Origin of the sequence: Cryobacterium psychrophilum, assembly GCF_004365915.1 — a bacterium.
GTDB classification, from domain to species: Bacteria; Actinomycetota; Actinomycetes; order Actinomycetales; family Microbacteriaceae; genus Cryobacterium; species Cryobacterium psychrophilum.
Window position 1 is genome coordinate 741,031 of the sequence record NZ_SODI01000001.1, and the last position, 15,158, is coordinate 756,188.

The following is a 15,158-nucleotide window of genomic DNA, read 5'->3' on the forward strand; positions in this document are numbered from 1 at the left end:
ATCCGCAGTCACAGATCACGGCGTGTCGCGAAAAGTTCCGAGTTTGCCTACACGCCCGCAACCGGGGCGGGGCTAGTGCCCGAGGGCGAGACGGATGCCGAGGGCCAGCATCACGACGGCGATGACGACGTCGAGTACCCGCCAGGAACTCGGGCGCGCGAAAAGCGGGCGCAGGAGGCGGGCTCCGAAGCCGAGCGCGGCGAACCACACGAAGCTCCCGAGCACGGCACCGGCGGCCCACCACCAACGTTCCGGCGAGCCCTGCTGGTTGGCCACGCCGCCGAGAAAGAGCACGGTGTCGAGGTACACGTGCGGGTTGAGCCAGGTCAGCGCGAGAACCGTGGTGACCGCCACCCGCAAACCGGTCTCCCCCCGCGCTCCCGTCACCACGAGGGCCCCCGGGCGGATGGCCCGCCTGGCGGCCCAGAGTCCGTAGCCGATGAGAAAGGCAGAGCCGAGCACCCGAATGACCACGATCGCCACGGGGGCGGCGGTGATGACCGCGCCGAGTCCGACGACTCCGGCGAGGATCAGTGCCGCATCGGACAGCGCGCAGATGGCCACGACCGGAGCGATGACGCGGTTGCGCCCTTCGATTCCGAGTCGCAGCACGAAGGCGTTCTGGGTGCCGATGGCGACGATGAGGGTCAGCCCGGTCAGAAGGCCGAGGAGGGCGGGAACGAGAGTTGTAGCGGGGGTCACAGGTCAACGCTAAGGTCAAGCGGTAATTCAGTACAACTATGGTGTCCTGGGCTGGATCAGCTCGGCTCGTGCGGCCGCATCCTCGCCAGGGGGAACGTCCAGGGGCCGACACCGCGCGGGAGTTCCCGGAGGGACCGCGCGATGGGCGACCGTTTCTCGTGTCCCTCGCGGTGAACGTCGACAATCGGGTCGCGAGGTCTCGACCGCGCCGCAGACGGCGCCAGCTCGACCAGCGCAATGGGGGCGAACCGGGGAGCGCCTCGCGCTGACGAGATGGGGGCACATCGAGAGCGGCTCACGCCGGCGAGGCTGGCGGCGGCGGGGCTGCGGGCGGGAAGTTCGGTCAGAAGGAGGCCGTGCAGACACACATTTCGTTGCCTTCCACATCGGCGAGCACCCACCATTCCGGAGCGTGCTCGTCGGTAAGCAGGACTCCCCCGGCCTCGATAATGGTCTGCACGCGCTCTTCGGCGTCGTCATTGGGTACGTAGACGTCGAGGTGGATGCGGTTGCGGTCGGTGCGTGCGATTTCCATGTGTTGGAACCACACCTTCGGGCCTCTCCCCCGCGGGTCGACCAGTTCGATGCCGTCGTCGCCGGAAACCTCCCTGTAGCCCAGTGCCGCCACCCAGAAAGGGCGAATCGCGTCGGAGTCGGTGCAGTCGATGGCGATGTCGCAGCGAGTCGGTTGCAGGGTGGCGACCGTCGCTCCGTGCTCGGCGGCAAGCTCGTCGATGCGGGTCGCGAGCCTCACGTCGCGGGCGGTCACGCCGCCGACATCGTGAGAGGTGAGCACGAAATCGACGTTTCCGTAGCCGAGGCGAACGTCGGGATGGTGATTCAGGGCATCCGCTGCCCCCGACACTGCGGCGAGCAACGCGACCGCCGAGGTGAAGTCGGCGGTCGTGAACGAGGCATGCAGGGCGCTGTCGAAGTGCACGAAGGCGCTGGAGTGAAGTGTGTGGGCCGTGTTGAAGGGGGCGAGGAGTCCTGGGGTCGGATTCATGACTCCACTGTGCTCCGCCCACACCCACCGGTCAAGGGATGAGGGCGGCGGCTCCGTCTAGACCATCGTGAGAACCATGGCCGGGTTGGCCAGGATGGTACCGACATCGGCGAGGAACCTGGACCCCTGCTCGCCGTCGACGAGACGGTGATCGAAGGACAGGCTCAACGTGAGCACCTGGCGCAGGGCCACCTCGCCGCGGTACTCCCACGGCGTGCGCCGAATGGCACCCATGGCAAGGATGGCGGCCTCCCCTGTGTTGAGAATGGGCGTGCCGGAATCGATACCGAAGACACCGATATTGGTGATCGAGATCGTGCCGCCGCCGAGCGCAGCGGGCGTCGTCGTTCCGCCCCTGGCGGCCGTGGCCAGCGCGGCGAGCGCCGCCGCGATTTCGGTGAGTCCCAGCGCGTCGGCGTCCTTGATATTGGGCACCATGAGTCCGCGCGGGGTGGCCGCGGCGATACCAAGGTTCACGTAACCGAACTGCACGATTTCGCCGGCGCCCTCGTCCCATCGCGTGTTGACGCTCGGGTTGCGGGCAATCGCGATGCACACGGCCTTGGCGACGACGGTGAGAATGGAGATTCGCTGATCGGCGAACGCCCGGTTGCTCTTGAGCGACTCGAGCAGGTCCATCGTGGGCGTCACATCCACGGTGAGGAACTCGGTGACGTGCGGTGCGGTGAACGCGCTCTGCACCATGGCGGCCGCGGTGAGTTTGCGGATGCTCTTGATCGGCGTGCGAGTCTCTCGAGCGGCTGCGGCGGTCGCCGTGCCGCCGACGGCTGCCGGCGCTGCGGGCGTCTCCGTCGCCCCGTCGCCGTTCGGCGTCGCGTCGTTCAGCGCCGCCCGCACGTCGTAGCGGGTGATGAGGCCGCCCTGCCCGGTTCCCGTGACGGTCTCGAGGTTGACCCCGAGGTCACGGGCGAGAGCACGCACCGGCGGGGTGGAACGCGGTCGCTCCCCCGTCGCGGTTGCGGCCGCCGTGGGCACAGGTGTTGCGGGAACCTCGAGGGCTGTCGCCACGGGGTTCTCCGCACCGGGAGCTTCGGCAGTGACGGCAGCGGATGCCGGGGCGGCAGCGGATGCCGGGGCGGCAGCGGATGCCGGGGCGGCAGCGGATGCCGGGGCGGCAGCGCTCTGGCGCGACCGGCGGGCCGGTCGTCCTCCACGTTCGACGGCTGGACCGTATCCGACGAGGTTCGCTTCGCGACTGTCCGCCGTGGGCGGCTCTTCTGTGCTCGCATCGGTGGGCGCAGCCGGCGCCTCATCCGGGGCCGCACCAGCGGCATCCGCCACATCGAACGAGACAATCGGTTCACCCACGTGCACGACCACGCCGGCGGGCTGATGCAGCTCGCTCACGACGCCGCTGAACGGTGACGGCAGCTCAACAACGGCCTTGGCCGTCTCCACATCCGCAATGTGCTGGTTGAGCGTCACCGTGTCGCCCGGCGCAATGTACCATGCGACGATCTCGGACTCGGTGAGCCCCTCACCGAGGTCGGGCAGTTTGAAGATCTTGAGCATGTTCACCGTCCCATCACCGTGTCGATACCGTCGAGGATGCGGTCGAGGTCGGGCAAGTGGTGGCTCTCCAGTTTCGCGGCGGGGTAAGGAATGTCGAAGCCGGTCACTCGAACCGGCGCGGACTCCAGGTAGTTGAAGCAGCTCTCGGTCAGGCTGGCAATGACCTCCCCACCGATCCCGCCGGTGCGGTTGGCTTCGTGGGTGACGACGAGGCGGCCCGTCTTGCGAACGGATGCCTCAAGCGTCGGATAGTCAACCGGTGACAGTGAGCGAAGGTCGATGACCTCGATGGAGACCCCTTCGTCGGCTGCGGCGAGCGCGGCATCCCGGGCGGTGGGCACGAGCGGGCCATACGTGACGAGCGTCACATCCGTTCCCGGAGCCACGATCGTGGCCCGTTCCATGGACGCCCCGAGCTCGGGAATGACCTCACCCTTCGCGTGATAGCGACCCTTCGGCTCGAAATAGAGCACTGGGTCGTCGCTCGCGATGGCCTGCCGGATGAGACTGTAGGCATCCTGCGGGTTGGAGACGGCAATCACGCGCAGGCCGGAGGTGTGCGTGAAGTAGGCCTCCGGCGACTCGGAGTGGTGCTCGGCCGCGCCGATGCCGCCGCCGAACGGCACCCGGATGGTGATGGGCATCTTGACCGCGCCCTGGGTGCGGTAGTGCAGCTTGGCGACCTGGCTGACGATCTGGTCGAAGCCCGGGTAGATGAAGCCGTCGAACTGGATCTCGGCGACCGGGCGATAGCCACGGTAAGCCAGGCCAACGGCCATGCCGATGATCGCCGATTCGGCGAGCGGCGTGTCCATGACGCGGCGAGGGCCGAACTCGGCGAGGAGGTCACTCGTGACGCGAAACACGCCGCCGAGCGCTCCGATATCCTCACCGAGAAGCACAACCCTGGGGTCGTCGGTGAGTGCCCGGTGCAGGCCGGCATTGATCGCCTTGGCCAGCGTGAGGGTCTTCGTGGTCGTGTCGGGCGTCATCTGTATCGCCTCTGTTCCTGGCATCGTCATGGTCATGAGCGTCCCCCGTTGCTCGTGGTGTTGCTGGAGTCGAAGCTCGACAGGTAGGCGGCGTACTGGTCGCGTTCCTTCTCAAGCGTGGCGTTGGGCGTGGCGTAGACGTTGTCGAAGACGGTGAGCGGCTCGGGGTCCGGCATATTGATGCAGCCGGCACGCAGCTCGGCGGCGACCTCGTCGGCCTTCGCCTGCGTGCGGGCTTCGAGTTCTGGCGTGAGCAGCCCGAGCGAGTCGAGCAGGCGCTGCAGGCGCAGGATCGGGTCCCGCAGCTTCCAGGCCTCAAGCTCGGCCTTGTCCCGATAGCGGGTGGGGTCATCCGCGGTGGTGTGCGGGCCCATCCGGTAGGTGACGGCCTCAATGAACGTCGGGCCGTCGCCGCGCCGTGCGCGATCGAGGGCCAGGCGGGTGGCAGCGACGACGGCGAGAACGTCGTTGCCGTCCACGCGCAGGCTCGGGATACCGAAGCCCGGAGCCCGGTCGGCGATGCTCTGCACGGCCTGGAGGCCCACGGGTTCCGAGATCGCCCAGTGATTGTTCTGGCAGAAGAACACCACCGGCGCCTGGAAGCTCGCGGCGAAGACCATCGCCTCGTTCACGTCGCCCTCACTGGTTGCGCCGTCCCCGAAGTAGGTGACCGCGACCGAGTCGACGCCGTCGTACTTGGCGCCCACGCCCCAGCCCACCGCGTGCAGGGTTTGCGCGCCGATGATGATGTTGGGTGCCGCGAGCTGATGCTTGTAGGGATCCCAGCCGGACTGGGCGTTGCCGCGCCACACGCGCACGATGTCGGCGAAGGGAACGCCGCGCACATACGCGACGGCGTTCTCCCGGTAGCTGGGAAAAATGAAGTCATCGTCGCGGGTTGCCCGGGAGGAGCCGACCTGTGCGGCCTCCTGGCCGAGAAGCGGCGGCCACAGGCCCAGCTCCCCCTGCCGTTGCAGGGCGGTCGCCTCGGTGTCGATGCGACGCACCACGACCATGTCTTCGTACCACGCGGTCAACTGTGCATCCGTCACATCTGCGACCCACGGGTCAAGCTCGGGGTTGCTGATCCTCTCCCCCTCGGGGGTGATGAGTTGCACGAATTCGGGGGATGATTCAACCACTGGGCCGCTCCTAGCGTCGCTGCTAAAGTTGATTGAATCGTAAGACGATGCGGCAAAGAGAACAACCTCGTCAAAAAAAATTGAGCATTGTGCCCTATTCCACGGCCCGTGAGCGTGTTAGATTTTGCATTATGTACACCCTCGACCAGACCGACACGCGGCTCCTGCGCGCGCTCTCCGAGGACCCCCGCAGCACCTTCGTCGCTCTCGCCCAGAAGCTCGGCCTCTCCCGCAACACCGTGCAGGCCCGCATGGCCAGGCTCGAGGAATCCAACACGTTTCTGAGCTTCGACCGCCGAGTGAACCCGATCGCCCTGGGGTATCCGCTCACCGCCTTCATCGAGGTGCACGTGCAGCAGAAACGCCTCGCCAAGATCGTCACCGAGCTCGCCCAGATTCCCGAGATCGTGCAGGCGCACGGCATGAGCGGTCAGTCCGACCTTCTCGTTCGGGTGGTCTGCACGGATGCCGACGACCTGTTCCGCATCGACGGCACGATTCTCGCCGTGGAGGGAGTCGAGCGCACCGAAACGTCCCTGGCTATGGGCGAGGTCATTCCGTTCCGTGTGGCGCCCCTGCTGGAGCGAGCCGAACGCCGACCGTCATGAAAATCTATTTGCTAAATCTTTCATATTGTTATATAAAGAAGTAATGAAGTTAACGGATGTGCGGAGGCTGAAATGAGCGTCCTCCGGCTTGCCACCCTCATTCGCCAGGGCGGTCGCATTGCCGAACGGGCCCCCGTCGCCCCTCCCCTGTTTCCGGGTGCCGAGGTGTTCGGCGGCAGCATCCAGGTTCGCTTCATCAACGCGGGTGGCTGCAACGATTGCCCACCCGAGTTATCCGCCGCATTCGGACCCGTCTACGACGTGGAGCGTTACGGCGTTCGTCTCACCCCCTCTCCGCGGCATGCCGACGTACTCGTCATCACCGGCGGCGTCACCCGCAACATGGCAGAGCCGCTGCGGCGCACGATCGACGCCACCCCGACCCCCCGCTTCGTCATCGCGGTCGGTGATTGCGCCATTACCGGCGGCATCTTCGCGAAGGGCCACGGCATGGCTGGTCCGGTCTCCGAATTCGTACACGTGGACATCTCCGTTCCCGGCAGCCCCCCCTCACCCCACGACATCGTGCTCGCGCTGCGACGAATGACCGGCCGATGACGAACCTGGGGGCAGGCCTGATCCTGCAACTCGTGCTCGCCGCGGTCGCCATGCTCACCGCCCTCACCATCGCTCCCTCGTTGCGGGCGACGGTCACGGGCAGCCTCAGCGCCCTGCTGGCGCTGGCGGGCCTCACCACGGGTGCGCTCGCCATGACCGGTGCGACGGGCGGAATCCTCATTCCGCTGGCCCTGCCCATGGACGCGCTCATTCTTGCGCCCGACCGCCTCGGCGGCCTGTTCATGGTGGTCGTGTCCGTCGTGGGCCTGCTCGTGTCGATCTACGGCATCGGCTCGGCCACCGGCCCGGCCACGTCGCGCACCGCCTGGGCCGCGCTCCCGATCTTTCTCCTGGGCATGCAGCTCGTGCCCGCGGCCACCGATTCGGTTTCGTTCCTGCTCGCGTGGGAGATCATGACGCTCGGCTCCACCGTGCTGCTCCTGGCCGACCACGCCTCCCGCGCCTCCGTGGCCTCGGCGGGCATCTGGTACTCCGCCATGTCCCAGCTGAGCTTCTTCCTCGTGCTCGCCGGCTTCGCGGTTCTCGCCGCGGCCACCGGCGGCACGAGCTTCGCCGCCATGGCCACGATCGAGCCCGGTTCCTGGGCCGCCAACCTCGCCTTCCTGCTCTTGCTGCTCGGCTTCGGCGGCAAGGCCGAGCTCGTGCCCCTGCACGTGTGGGTCCCCCGCGTCCTGCCCGAGGCGCCGAGCCACGTGTCGGCGGCCATGAGCGGCGCAATGGTGAAGATCGGCGTGTACGGCGCCCTGCTCGTGTGCCTGCGCCTGTTGCCGGAGGCGCCGCCATGGTGGGGAATCCTCATCATGCTACTCGGGGGCGCATCCGCTCTTTACGGCATTCTGCAGGCCTCGGTCTCGAGCGACCTCAAGGTGCTGCTCGCGTACTCCACGACCGAGAACATGGGCCTCGTCTTCCTGAGCCTGGGCGCCTCGGTGCTGTTGCGCTCCTATGACGCGGTTGCCGCAGCGGATGCCGCCCTCATCGCCGCGCTGCTGCTCGCCGTGAGCCATGCCGTGTTCAAGGCCACGCTCTTTCTCGGCGCTGGCGCGATCATTCACGCCACCGGGGAGCGCAACCTCGACCGGCTCGGCGGACTCGGTTCCCGCATGCCGTGGACCGCCCTCTCCTTCGGCATCGCGAGCCTCGGTGCCGCGGCCATCCCCGTGACCTCGGGCTTCGTCGCCGAGTGGATGCTGCTGCAGTCCCTCATCCACGGGGGCCGACTGAACGGCGAGGTCGTCTCGGTCGCGGCATCCGTTGCCATGCCCCTGGCCGTCGCGGTCGTCGCCCTCACCGCGGGCCTCGCCCTGCTCACCTTCGTGAAGGCCTATGGCATCGCGTTCCTGGCCCGCCCGCGATCGAGCGCCGCCGCACTGGCTCACGACGTGCCACTGCTCATGCGATTCCCGCTGCTCCTCGGCGCGCTGGGCGTGCTCGCGCTCGGCCTCATACCCGGACCAGTGGCGGCCGTCGTCGCGGCGACGGTTGGTCCGCAGACCGCCCTCGCGGCCGTTCCCGTGGGGCTCGGCGGTGTGGCGCTGCCCGGCATCGGCGCCGTACTCGACCCGGTCATGCTCGTCGTGCTCTCCGCGCTCGTGCTCATCCCGATCCTGATCGCCATCATCGTGTCGGCCCGCACGCACCCCGAGCGCATCAACGCCCTCCCCTGGGGCGGCGGCGGATCCCGTGCCCGGCCGAGAATGCAGTACACGGCCACCTCGTATGCCGAGCCGCTCGTGCGCGTGTTTGACGACGTACTGAAGCCGTCCCGTGACGTGCAGGTCACCCACGTGGGCGAATCGCGCTACCTCGTGGAGCGGGTCAAGATTGAGCAGACCGTGTCCGACGTGATCGAGACCCGCCTGTATCGACCGGTGCTCAACCTGATGCAGCGCTACGGCATCGTGGCGCGGTACGCGGCCAACGGCAGCATCCACCGGTACCTCACGTATTCCTTCGTGGCTTTTCTGATCGTGCTGATTGTGGTGTCACTGTGAACTGGTCGGCGATCGTCATCGCGCTCGTGCAGGTCGTGCTCTTTGTCTTCCTCGCCCCGCTGCTCGTCGGCGTGATGCGTCAGGTGCGGGCGAGAGTCTCCGGTCGCGTCGGGGCCGGAATCTGGCAGCCGTGGCGTGACGTGCGCAAGCTCCTGCGCAAGGATCCCGTGCGCGCCCAGGACAGCAGCTGGATGCTGCGGGCTGGCCCGGTCGCCCTGCTCGTGTCAAGCCTGCTCCTGTGCGTGCTGCTGCCACTCGTGGGTACCGTCCCGTTCTCGCGCATTCCGAGCGACCTGTTCGTGATCGTCTCCGTGATGCTCATCGGCGTCGTGGCCCTCGCCCTCGTGGGCCTTGACGGCGGAACCGCGTTCGGCGGCATGGGTTCGAGCCGCCACATGACCGTCGCCGCGCTCGTGGAGCCCACGTTCCTGCTGTCCATCTACGCGCTCTCCATTCCGGCCGGCACGTCGACGCTCTCCCTCATCGTGCAGACCCGGCTCGACACCCCCGAGATCATCATCTCGCCCGTGAGCGTTCTGGCCATCGTGGCGCTCGCGATCGCGATCATGGCCGAGACCAACCGGCTCCCCGTCGACAACCCCGGCACCCACCTCGAACTGACCATGTTGCACGAAGCCATGGTGATCGAAAGCTCCGGCCGCGACCTCGCCTGGCTCGAGCTCGGCTCCTGGTTGAAGCTTGCCGCCCTGCTCGGCCTCGTCGCCAACCTCGTCATTCCCTGGGGCGTGGTGACCGACTTCTCTGTCCTGGCACTCCTGCTCGGCGTCATCACCATCGGCGTGAAGGTGCTGCTGCTGGGCGTTCTGCTCGCTGTCGGCGAAGTCTTCCTGGCCAAGATTCGCCTGTTCCAGGTGCCCGAGTTGCTCGCGGGCTCCTTCGCCCTCGCCTTCCTCGCTGTGACCGCCTCCTATCTGGTCGCTTAGGACCTCATGACTGAAACTCTGTTCACCCAACTGGTCGGGCTCTGTACCGGAACCCTGCTGCTCACGAGCGCGCTCATGGTCTGGCGGCACTCGCTGCTCGCGTCCATCCGGCTGCTCTCCGTGCAGGGCGTGGCCCTCGCCGCCCTCGTGGCCGTGATCGGAGCCCAGGAGCGTGAGGCCGAGCTCATCCTCGTGTCCCTGCTCATTCTCGTAACCAAGGGGGTGGCCCTCCCGTGGGTACTCGCGCGCCAGTCAAAGGCCACGATCCGCACGATTGAGGAATCCCCGCGCCTGAACCCCACCGCTGCCCTCCTCGCCGTGACGCTGCTCACGATCCTGAGTTACGTCGTGGTGAGCCAGCTCATCGGCCTCGGCACGAGCGTCGGTTCGCACGCCGCCCCGATCGGGCTCGCCATGATCCTCACCGGATTCCTGCTGCTCATCACCCGCCGCCGCGCTCGCTCGCAGCTCATCGGTTTTCTGCTGCTCGATAACGGCATCGCCACGGTCGCCTTCCTCACGAGCGGAGGGGTGCCCCTCCTTCTCGAGTTCGGCGTATCCCTGGACGTTCTGCTCGTCGTGCTCATTTTGCATGTCTTTGCCGGCCGCATGCGGAACAAGTTCGGTGGAACCGACGTCGACCAGTTGAGAGAGTTGCACGACTGATGGAATTAGCCCTCTTAACGCCCCTCGCCATCCCTGTGGTCCTCGCCCTGCTGAGCCTCACGATCGATTCGGCACCGCTTCGGCGCTACTCCCCCATGGCCTCGAGCGCCGCGGTGCTCGTCTCCGGCCTCCTCCTGATCAGCGCCGTACTTCAACGCGGCGGCGCCACCAGCATCAGCGACCTGCTCCGTTCCGATGCGCTCTCCTCGTACATGCTGGCGGTGGTCGGCGCCGTCGGACTCGTCTCCACCTGGGGCGGGCTCAGCAGCGTGGCCGCGAGCCGTGAACGCACCGCCGGTTCCTATGGCGCCCTGCTCTCGCTCTTCCTGGCCGCTATGTCCCTGGCCGTGCTCGCCGACAGCATCGGCCTCATGTGGGCGGCCATCGAGGCCACGACCATTGCCACCGCGTTCCTCGTGGGTCACCACCGCAGTCGGCGTTCGCTCGAGGCCGCGTGGAAATACGTCATCCTCGGCTCGGTGGGCGTGGCAATCGCCCTGCTCGGCATTGTGCTCATCTACGCCGCCTCAATCGGCACCGACACCCCCACGCTCTCCTGGCTCGTGCTCAGCCAGGGCCGCCTCGGCCTCGATCCGACGCTCGTCACGGCCGGCGGTGCCCTCGCGGTGCTCGGCTTCGCCACCAAGTCGGGTCTCGCGCCCATGCACAGCTGGCTGCCCGACGCCCACAGCCAGGCCCCCGCACCGGTGTCGGGCCTGATGTCCGGCGTGCTGCTCTCGGTGGCCCTCTACGCCATCCTGCGCATCCAGACCATCACGAACGCCGTCATCGGGCCGGACTTCCTGCGCGTGATGCTCAGCATCGGCGGCCTGCTCTCGCTTCTCGTCGCCGCGTCGTTGCTCATTCGCCAGCGTGATTACAAGCGGATGCTGGCCTACTCCAGCATCGAGCACATGGGACTCATGGCAATCGGCGTCGCCATCGGCCCCGCAGCCCTGCCCGCCGTGCTGCTCTACATCCTCGCCCACGGACTCATCAAGGCCACGCTCTTCGTGATCTCCGGACGCATTCTTGCCGTTGAGGGCACAGCGGTCATTGCCGACGTGAAACACCTACTCGCCCGGAGGCCCGGTGTGGCCGTCCCGTGGCTCATTGCCATGAGCGCCCTGATCGGGTTCCCGCCATTCAGTATCTTCTTCGCCGAGGTGGGCATCATCACGGCCGGCTGGTCAGTGGGAATGGGCGGCGTCGTCGGCGTCGCCCTCCTGCTCCTTCTCGTCATCTTCGCCGCGCTCACTCGCCTCACGGTGTCCATGACCATGGGGTCTCCGCCCGAGTCCGAACCGTTCACAATCGACCGCCAGTCGCACGGCCCCCGCCTGCCCATCATTCTCGCGCTCGCCACGACGGCAACGATGGCCTTCATCGCGGAGCCCGTGGGATCACTCCTGGTGCAGGCCACCGCCGTCCTCGGAGGGACGAACTGATGCACACAGAACCAAGTGGGCGGCCCCAACGCGCTGAACTGAAGATCGTGACGCGGGAGGGGATCCGCGACGCAGCATCCGCTGTGCTGAGCACCGGTAGCCGACTGGTGCTCATGGCCTGCCATGAGGACGATGACCAGTTTCGTATCGTCTATGCCTTCGCCGGTGCCGACGGTCGGGTCGAACTGTCCCTCGCGGTTGCCCGCGACGACGCCTGGATTCCCAGCCTTGCACTGCGGTCGCTGGCGGCGGGCAACTTTGAGCGGGAGATTCGGGACCTCTACGGGGTTGAACCTCGCGATCACCCGCAGCCGCATCGCCTCGTGCGCCACGGCCACTGGCCGCGCGGCTGGTACCCCATGCTGCGCAGCGCCTCGGTTGTTCCCGACTTCGAACCCGATGTGGAGTCCTTCCCGTTCGTCGAGGTCGAAGGCCCCGGCGTCTACGAAATCGCTGTCGGACCGATTCACGCGGGCATCATCGAGCCCGGGCACTTTCGCTTCTCCGTGGTGGGAGAGACGATCGTGCGCATGGAAGCTCGCCAGTGGTATCTGCACCGCGGTGTGGAGAAGCTCTTCGAGGGGCTGCGACCGGCAGCGGGAATCGCCCTCGCCGAACAGATCACCGGCGACACCGTGGTTGGCCACTCACTCGCGTTCGCGATGGCCGTGGAAGATGCCGCAGGCATCAAGGTTTCCGAACCCGACCGGCTGCTGCGGGCTCTGCTGCTGGAGATGGAGCGCCTCTACAACCACGCGACCGACCTCGGTTCGCTCGCCAACGATGTGGGCTTCGGCATTGTCGATGCCCACGCTCAGGCGCTGCGCGAGCAGCTGCTGCGCATCAACGCGACCATCACGGGCCACCGCTACCTTCGTGGCGGTATCACCGTGGGTGGTGTTCACGTGCTGCGACTCCCTGCGGCGACCGATCTCCGGCGCATCCAGGCCGCCATCGAAGAGCTCGTGGCGGTGACCCTGAGTCACGCCATCGTTCGGGGTCGGTTCAGCGGAACGGCCACACTTCCGCTCGCGCAGGCCGAGACAATCGGCACGCTCGGCTACGTTGCCCGCGCATCCGGCGTCGACACGGATGCGCGCCGTGACCACCCCTTCGTGAATCTGGGCGAGGTGTTCCACGTGGTCACCGAGGAGCGCGGCGATGTGCTGGCCCGGTACCGCGTTCGCGCCCGCGAATTCTCCATCTCGGTCGCCGTGATTGTGGAGCTCATCTCGCGCCTCGACGAGAGCACGGGCAGCGGGACTTCCATGGACCCGGCGGCTCCCGGCGCCGGCCTCTCTCTCGTGGAGGGCTGGCGAGGCACGATCGCGCATCGGGTTGAGCTCGGCGCCGACGGCACGCTCAGCCGGGTCAAGGTCGTCGACCCCTCGTTCTTCAACTGGCCTGCGCTCCCCGTGGCCCTGTCAGAGACGATCGTCCCGGATTTTCCGCTCGCCAATAAGAGCTTCAACCAGTCCTACGCCGGCAACGACCTGTAACCGACCCCGAACCACCCGTGCTTCAGGCTTCACCAGGAGTCGACGGTGACATGCAGGGCGTTGACGTACCGATGGATCTCATCACCGTCGGCGCCCGATCGCATGATGACCTGAAGTCCCAACAAGTATGCAGTGAACAGATCAGTCCTGACCTGAACAACTTCGGGACCGCCGTGCGGCAGCGCCCAGGCGAAAAGTGTAGCCATAACGTCCCGCATCGCCCGCCGGTAGTCGGCGGCGAACTCGTAGCCCGGCAGTGTGCCGCGCAGCTCGTTCGACGCCATCACCATCAAACAGCCGTCCCGGCCGTGTTTCGAGACCGCATCCGCCTCGAACAGGTTCAAGAAGGTATGGACGCCCTCCACACCCGTGCCCGCCTGCTCGATCATGCCGGCGAACATCTGGATGCGCCCGGCGAGGTAACGACGCAGCACGGTCGCGAACAGTTCTTCCTTTGTGCCGAATGTCCGATACAGGCTGGGCTTCTGCACGCCGCTGGTCTGCACGATGTCCGTCATCGATGTTCGGGTGTAGCCCTGGCGCCAGAACAATTCCGTCAAACGGACAAGCACGGCCTCCTCATCGAAGAGCCTCGGACGGCCGATCGTGACATTCCCCGCAGCACTCATGACGCCAGTCTAAACCGATCGACACGGTTTTGTTACCGTTCGGTAGCAAACTCGGGAAACCGTATGGTACCGTTTGGTACAGAATGCACGAGGTGTCCACCTCGGCCACCACGACCGATCCGGAGCTATCCATGACTGATTTTCAATTGCACGACGAAACTACCGCGCCCGAAGCCAGCCAGGCACTGCTTGCCCAGTCACAGAAGCAGAATGGAATGATCCCCGGCCTGCACGCGGTCATGGCCGAGGCCCCCGGACTCCTGGAGGGCTACAAGCTCGTGCATGAGCTCTTTCTGAATTCCAGCTTTGACAAGGATGAAATCACGGTCGTCTGGCAGACAATCAACGTCGAACACGCGTGCCACTACTGCGTGCCTGCCCACACCGCCATCGCCAAGGGAATGACGGTCGACGACGCAATCACCAACGCCCTGCGCGATGGCACCCCCTTGCCCACCGCCCATTTGGAGGCCCTGCGTACCTTCACGCTGAGCATGGTGCGCGAGCGCGGCAACGTGGACGAGGGTGCGGTGCAGGAATTTCTGACTGCCGGGTTCACCACGCGCCAGATTCTCGAGGTTGTCCTGGGCCTCTCGCAAAAGGTGATGTCGAACTACACCAATCACCTGGCACAGACGCCGGTGGACGAGGCGTTCCGCAAGTTTGAATGGCAGGAAGCCGCCGTAACGGTCTAAGAGCAGCAGCGACCGTCAGCCCGCTCCGGGCCCGTCTGTCGCGGTCAGAAGGGAGCGGGTCGCTGAGGGGGTCGGTGGGCCAGTTCGTGTCAAACGGGTTGATGTATTTCTCGCGTGTTCGGGGTCGGGTGCCGGGGTGCACGAGTGGGGGTGGCAGGCGGGTGGCGTAGGGCGTGCCGGTTGCAGCCCGGGAACCGGCACGTTTCGTCACAAATCTGCTGGTAGTGCCTCACCGCCGCGGGAACGACGAACCGGTCGGCACTGACCGAGAGCACGATCCCGGTCTCCGGGCAACGGCGGGATCGACGCCACGTGATCACGCATCCGCTGCGCATGACGTGCACTGATCTGCCCGGTGCGCAATGCCTGCAGCGTGAGCGGCAGCGCATGCGTGAGACCCCGACTCTCCCGCATCACCCCCGCCGCGGTACCCTGCGGAATCCGCAGCGCACACGCGATCTCCGCCGTCGACGCCCGCGCCCAACAGATCACTTTCGAGATACACCACCCGATCAATCAGGGCACCCACCTCCGCATCCCCCGCGACGAGGCTGATCAGATCAGCATGGAGTACGTCGGTGCCGAGTTCTACAGCGTCGAGGCTGTTGAAGCGGTGTGGATCTTCCGGTTCTTCGGTCGTGTCCATGCCCCCATTTCACCCCGAATAGCACACAAAGGCGAGGAAATATCAGGACAATAGTTCCGAGGTTACTAACTCTCT

General features: G+C 66.5%; 16 protein-coding genes. 9 read left to right on the forward strand and 7 right to left on the reverse strand.

Annotation, left to right across the window (positions count from 1 at the left end):
• Positions 1-72: 72 nt before the first annotated feature.
• The 5 genes from EDD25_RS03505 to pdhA form a co-directional block, all read right to left on the reverse strand.
• Positions 73-702, reverse strand: coding sequence for a LysE/ArgO family amino acid transporter (locus tag EDD25_RS03505; protein WP_134172049.1), 630 nt, complete (start codon positions 700-702; stop codon positions 73-75).
• A 343-nt stretch (positions 703-1,045) separates the two neighbouring features.
• Entirely contained in the window at positions 1,046-1,708 is a 663-nt protein-coding gene (locus EDD25_RS03510; RefSeq protein WP_134172050.1) for a VOC family protein, read from the reverse strand.
• Positions 1,709-1,765: 57 nt separating this feature from the next.
• Positions 1,766-3,241, reverse strand: a complete 1,476-nt coding sequence (locus EDD25_RS03515; protein ID WP_134172051.1) for a dihydrolipoamide acetyltransferase family protein — start codon at positions 3,239-3,241, stop codon at positions 1,766-1,768.
• A 2-nt stretch (positions 3,242-3,243) separates the two neighbouring features.
• The gene (locus tag EDD25_RS03520; RefSeq protein WP_134172052.1) at positions 3,244-4,233 is read right to left on the reverse strand and encodes an alpha-ketoacid dehydrogenase subunit beta; all 990 of its coding nucleotides are present in this window, start codon (positions 4,231-4,233) and stop codon (positions 3,244-3,246) included.
• A gap of 32 nt (positions 4,234-4,265) precedes the next feature.
• Positions 4,266-5,375 carry a pyruvate dehydrogenase (acetyl-transferring) E1 component subunit alpha gene (pdhA, locus tag EDD25_RS03525; protein WP_241986360.1) on the reverse strand — a complete coding sequence of 370 codons (1,110 nt, stop codon included), beginning with the start codon at positions 5,373-5,375 and terminating at the stop codon, positions 4,266-4,268.
• Between the two features lie 131 nt (positions 5,376-5,506).
• Here pdhA and EDD25_RS03530 point away from each other — a divergent pair, with 131 nt between their 5' ends.
• From EDD25_RS03530 to EDD25_RS03560, 7 genes are all read left to right on the forward strand, one after another.
• Positions 5,507-5,983: an Lrp/AsnC family transcriptional regulator gene (locus tag EDD25_RS03530; RefSeq protein WP_134172054.1), complete on the forward strand. Its 477-nt coding sequence runs from the start codon at positions 5,507-5,509 to the stop codon at positions 5,981-5,983.
• 72 nt (positions 5,984-6,055) lie between these two features.
• Complete coding sequence (locus tag EDD25_RS03535; RefSeq protein WP_134172055.1) at positions 6,056-6,541, forward strand: NADH-quinone oxidoreductase subunit B family protein; 486 nt, start codon at positions 6,056-6,058, stop codon at positions 6,539-6,541.
• Complete coding sequence (locus EDD25_RS03540; RefSeq protein ID WP_134172056.1) at positions 6,538-8,556, forward strand: proton-conducting transporter transmembrane domain-containing protein; 2,019 nt, start codon at positions 6,538-6,540, stop codon at positions 8,554-8,556. Before EDD25_RS03535 ends, EDD25_RS03540 begins: the two co-directional genes overlap by 4 nt.
• A complete protein-coding gene (locus EDD25_RS03545) occupies positions 8,553-9,500 on the forward strand; it encodes a respiratory chain complex I subunit 1 family protein (RefSeq protein WP_134172057.1) in 948 nt (315 codons plus the stop codon). Before EDD25_RS03540 ends, EDD25_RS03545 begins: the two co-directional genes overlap by 4 nt.
• Before the next feature lie 6 nt (positions 9,501-9,506).
• Positions 9,507-10,166, forward strand: a complete 660-nt coding sequence (locus tag EDD25_RS03550; RefSeq protein WP_134172058.1) for a hypothetical protein — start codon at positions 9,507-9,509, stop codon at positions 10,164-10,166.
• Positions 10,166-11,614, forward strand: coding sequence for a proton-conducting transporter transmembrane domain-containing protein (locus EDD25_RS03555; RefSeq protein WP_134172059.1), 1,449 nt, complete (start codon positions 10,166-10,168; stop codon positions 11,612-11,614). Before EDD25_RS03550 ends, EDD25_RS03555 begins: the two co-directional genes overlap by 1 nt.
• Complete coding sequence (locus tag EDD25_RS03560; protein ID WP_134172060.1) at positions 11,614-13,113, forward strand: hydrogenase large subunit; 1,500 nt, start codon at positions 11,614-11,616, stop codon at positions 13,111-13,113. The genes EDD25_RS03555 and EDD25_RS03560 overlap by 1 nt, the downstream gene beginning before the upstream one ends.
• A gap of 29 nt (positions 13,114-13,142) precedes the next feature.
• On the opposite strand, the gene EDD25_RS03565 is transcribed toward EDD25_RS03560, so the two are convergent.
• Positions 13,143-13,742, reverse strand: coding sequence for a TetR/AcrR family transcriptional regulator (locus EDD25_RS03565; RefSeq protein WP_134172061.1), 600 nt, complete (start codon positions 13,740-13,742; stop codon positions 13,143-13,145).
• 92 nt (positions 13,743-13,834) lie between these two features.
• Between EDD25_RS03565 and EDD25_RS03570 the strand changes: the two genes are divergently transcribed.
• Positions 13,835-14,437, forward strand: a complete 603-nt coding sequence (locus tag EDD25_RS03570; RefSeq protein WP_198418853.1) for a carboxymuconolactone decarboxylase family protein — start codon at positions 13,835-13,837, stop codon at positions 14,435-14,437.
• 207 nt (positions 14,438-14,644) lie between these two features.
• On the opposite strand, the gene EDD25_RS18330 is transcribed toward EDD25_RS03570, so the two are convergent.
• Positions 14,645-14,929, reverse strand: a complete 285-nt coding sequence (locus tag EDD25_RS18330; protein ID WP_166671187.1) for a DUF222 domain-containing protein — start codon at positions 14,927-14,929, stop codon at positions 14,645-14,647.
• Between EDD25_RS18330 and EDD25_RS17400 the strand changes: the two genes are divergently transcribed.
• Positions 14,829-15,137, forward strand: a complete 309-nt coding sequence (locus EDD25_RS17400) for a hypothetical protein (RefSeq protein ID WP_166671143.1) — start codon at positions 14,829-14,831, stop codon at positions 15,135-15,137. The two genes, EDD25_RS18330 and EDD25_RS17400, sit on opposite strands and share 101 nt — an antisense overlap.
• Positions 15,138-15,158: the final 21 nt, after the last annotated feature.